Below are 4,306 nucleotides of genomic sequence, written 5' to 3'. Positions count from 1 at the left end.
GAGCGGGGCAGTGCGATGGCGACGGTGTCTTCGGTGCCGATGCCTTCGGCGATGAGGATCCGTGCCAGCTGGGAGGATGCGGTGTCGAGTTGTTGGTAGGACAGGTGGTGGTCTTCGTATAGCACCGCGGGTGTGGTGCGGTCGTGTGTGGCGGCGGTGGTGAGCAGTTGGGGCAGTGTCGTGGCGGGGTGTTCGGGGCCGCCGGTGCGGTCGAGCAGGTTTCGTCGTTCGTCGGCGTCGAGGATGTCGAGGTCACCGACCCGACACCCCACATCGGCAGAAAGGAAGCGTTCGAGAAAGGACAACAAGCGGTGGTGATGACGATCGAGAACGTCGCCGTCGTACAGGCTCGGGTTGGCCTGGAAGTCGATGTGCGTCGTGGTGCCCCCCACGCTCGGGTAGATGTTGACGAAAAGATCGTCGACGAGCCCGGAGGTCAACACATGTAGTCGGCCCAAGTGGGGGCCCAGCCGGATCTCACGGTCGGCCGGCATGATGTTGAGAGTCGGACCAAACGAGCGAATTCGGCTGATGTCCCTGCCGAGATCGCGGCAGATGTCCTCGCGCCGGTACCGCTGCCGTCGCAGCGCCCCGGTCAACTCGAGCTGGGCGGACTTGATCAGTGTCCCGATCGTCACGTCCGGGCCCACCTCGAGTTGTAGCGGTACGACATTGGCCACCATCCCACCTGAGCGTCGCAGCGGTGCGGTCGTTCGGGCCGAAACCGGCAGACTGAGTACGATGTCCGATCTGCCTGTCATCCGGCACAGGTAGCCGGCAAGAGCAGCGACCAAGACCGGCGCCGCACTCGAGTTGTGCTTCGCGACGACCGACTCGAGCATTGAGGCTACGTCGTGTGACAAGGCCGCGCTGGCCACTCGCGGATGCGCCTTGACGGGCGCCGACCGCCCGGCCAGGCTCGCAGGCTCCGGCAGTCCCATGGTCCGTTCCGCCCAGTACCGCCGATCCTCTTCGAAGCGATCCGAGTTCCGGTAGGCAGCATCGAGTTCAACGATCTGCGCGAGGTCCAGCACGCGGAGCGGCGGGGCGTCGACACCGGCAACTGCGGCCGAATACAACTCGGCAATACGCTGCACCAGATTCATGGCGCCGTAGCCGTCGAGCGCGATGTGGTGAATGCGTGAGTACCAGTAGTGGTGCCGGTCACCGATCCGGAGAATGGCCGAGACTGCGAGCGCATCCCGGAGGAGGTCTATCGGGGTGCTGAACTCCCGGCGCATCCACTGCTGCGCGGCGACCCTCGGGTCGTTCTCCGCGCGAAAGTCGATTCGCCGGAGCCCGTCGTCGGAAGAATCGTCGACCAGTTGATACAGCTCACCGTCGTGATCGACCAGGCGTAAGAACCCCGAACCGAACTCCCTGGCGGCGACGCGACTGGTCGCCTCGAGTAAATCGATATCCAACTCGCCGAAGACTTCGACGTACTGCGCGATCGTGATCGGGAGCTCGCCGGCCAGTTGCTGGGCGAACCAGATGCCCTTTTGCGCGGCAGACAAACGGCACGCCTTCGACGGAAGACGGTTCCCCGAGCGCTTTTCAACTCCTGGAACCCGTGGCGGGACGGCGTCCACGACTGTTCTCCGATCTGCTCTTTGCGCCAGGATGCGTGCAGGGGTTGGGCTCGGGCCCGACCTCGGTGTGTTGGGGCGGCATCGAGGTCCGCGCGCAGGTGGTGTAGATCGCTCCTCCGGCGTGGTCGAAATATGTTGCCACGTTGGCGAAGCACTTGTTCTCGTCGAGTAGTGCGAGCACTGTCGTGTAGCGGTCGGGACGGTGCTCGACGACGAGGTTGCCGCCCGCGTGCAGGAGCCGTGCCGCCGCAACAATGGTTTGCCGGGCGAGCTTCAACCCCTCTGTACCACCGACCAAGGCCCCTCGGTGGTACTCGCTGCGCTGCAAGGGAAATTCGTTGTCGTCGGGAATGCACGGTGGACGTGCGAGGACCAGATCTGCCGTTCCGTCCAGGCCGGACAACAGATTGGGCGCGGTGACGGCGGCTTCGTGAAGCACGATCGGGCTCCCACCGAGGCGGATCTGACGTTCGATGTTGCGTCGCGCCACGTTCAGGGCTGCCGGATCCACATCCACGGCGTGTACACCGGCATCGGCTCGGGCATGCGCGATCGCCAGGGCGATTGCTCCGGAACCGGTGCACAGGTCCACGACCACTGGAGCCGTGATACGTGAAATATCGGCGAGGGCCTCGGCAAGTACAAGTTCGGCATTTGCCTGGGGCGCCGGCATACCGGGGCGGACCCATACCTCTACACCGCCCACTTCGGCCCGCGAGAGTCGCCCGGCTCGATCGATGGTGTCACTCGAGGTCGGCGGACCAACGTGGTGGGCGAGGGCGGGCGATCTGCCGGCGCTGATCGTGAGGGCCCTGCGCATGGCGGCCGCCTTGACCAGGGTCTCGATGAACTCTTCGTCGGGGTCGGACAACGCGACGATGGCGCCCCCGATCCCGAAGCTCACTGTCCCGCGCCGGGACACCATGGTTCGGATGACGATGCTGAGGTCGGCGGTGCCGTTGATCGACAGCCAGCCGAGGGCGCCCGAGTACACCCCTCGCGGCCCCTCCTCCAGCCGATCGATGATTTCCATGGTGCGGAGCTTCGGTGCTCCGGTCATCGAGCCACCCGGGAAGCAGGCACGCACACACTCGACCGCAGTCGCGTCACTGCGCAGCGTCCCCCGAACCGTCGACACGAGCTGATGGACCGGTGCGTAGGTTTCGACGTCGAACAATCGCGGTACGTGCACCGAACCGGGAGTGCAGACCCGTGAAAGATCGTTGCGCACGAGGTCGACGATCATGAGGTTCTCGGCCCGATCCTTTTCGCTCGTCAGAAGGTCCTGGCGGAGCGCGTCGTCCGTGGCAGCGGTTGCACCCCGCGGTCGGGTGCCCTTGATCGGTTTGGACTCCACGACCCGGTCGGCGCCCACGCGCAGAAACCTCTCGGGGGAGGCGCTGAGTATGTCCGCCGCCTCGAACCTCAGGAGTGCTGCGTACGGCACTGGCGTGATGGATCGGAGGTAGGCAAAGGTTTCGACGGGGTCTATATCGACATCGATCTGGGCGTGGTTCGTCAAGCACACTTCGTACGTTTCGCCGACCCGAATGTTCTCCAAACAGGTGCGGATCTTGTTGAGGTAGGTTTCACGGTTGTGGCGCAGCGTCATGCGCGGGTCTGCCGCCGACCTGATGAGCGGCCGGGCGGGAAGCGCATCGTCGGTCGTGACGGGCATCCGGTTGATTACCCGCGCCGTACGGCGCATCCAGTCGCGGGTTCCGGGTTCGTGTGCCTGCTCGCTGAGCGCCAGTAGGTAGCAGCTGCCGTCGACATGGTCGATCACGACTGCGCGGTCGGCGAATACCAGGGCCGCATCGGGTGTGTCCGCGGAGTGTTGTGCACTGCCGTCGGCTTCGGCTTTCAACTCGTAGCCCAGGTAGCCCACGTAGCCCAGATTGAACGAGAACGGCAGGTCAGGTGATCGCGGCACCGCGCGGATCCGCAACTGTTCGTCGAGGTAGTCGAAGAATCGCACGCGTCGTTTGTCGGCCGGAACGCCGGAACGGTGCACTAGGACGGTGCCGTCCGTTACGTCGTAGGTAACGTACTCGGCGCGTGGACCAGATGCGTCACCCATGATGGTGAAGCGGGCGTCCGATTCCACGGCGGAGCTGCCATCGAGCCAAAAACTGTCGGGGCTGTCTGCGAACAGGCGCTCATACACCATCTGTGGGTCGACTCGCCGATCTATCCGTCGTGTTTCGACCACGTATGGAGATAGGGTCCGCCGCCGACGTCGTGGCTTCGGGACGGATCCCTTCCGGTGGGTCGGGGTGAGGTCGCGGAAGTTGGCGAGGAGTTCATGTCCATGATCGGTGCAGACCGACTCCGGATGAAATTGCAACCCCCACAGTGGGCGCAGACGGTGCCTTACCCCCATAAGAACCCCGTCGGATGTCCACGCAGTCGCCTCCAGCTCAGCGGGGAGATCTTCGACGGCGAGAGAGTGGTACCGAACGACCGACAGAGGCGAGGGGAGACCCGCGAACAATTCCCTCTGGTCGTGAAATATCTCTGAGTTGCGACCGTGCCTCGGCTCTGGAGCCAAGACGACATGCGCACCGAACAGTTGGCATAAACCCTGGTGACCGAGGCACACTCCTAGTGTGGGAAGCCCCCCCTGGAGAATGGCCCGCGAGGTGATGCCGAAGTCGCGGGCGAGGGCGGGACGACCGGGCCCCTGTCGCGTCTAAGCATCTCCGAGCGCACGC

General features: G+C 64.6%; 1 protein-coding gene and 1 pseudogene. Both read right to left on the bottom strand.

The annotated features are described in order from the left end of the window. Positions 1-1,517: condensation domain-containing protein (locus tag AC1DWT_RS49845; RefSeq protein ID WP_477926130.1), on the bottom strand; the 1,517-nt coding region annotated here is incomplete at its 3' end. A 40-nt stretch (positions 1,518-1,557) separates the two neighbouring features. Next, positions 1,558-4,275, bottom strand: a pseudogene (gene pabB, locus AC1DWT_RS49840) (aminodeoxychorismate synthase component I); the annotation flags it as partial. Positions 4,276-4,306: the final 31 nt, after the last annotated feature.

It is taken from the genome of Rhodococcus sp. P4_B6, assembly GCF_056402215.1.
Note: the sequence above shows the minus strand (reverse complement) of the source record. Positions and strands in the feature narration are given on the sequence as shown.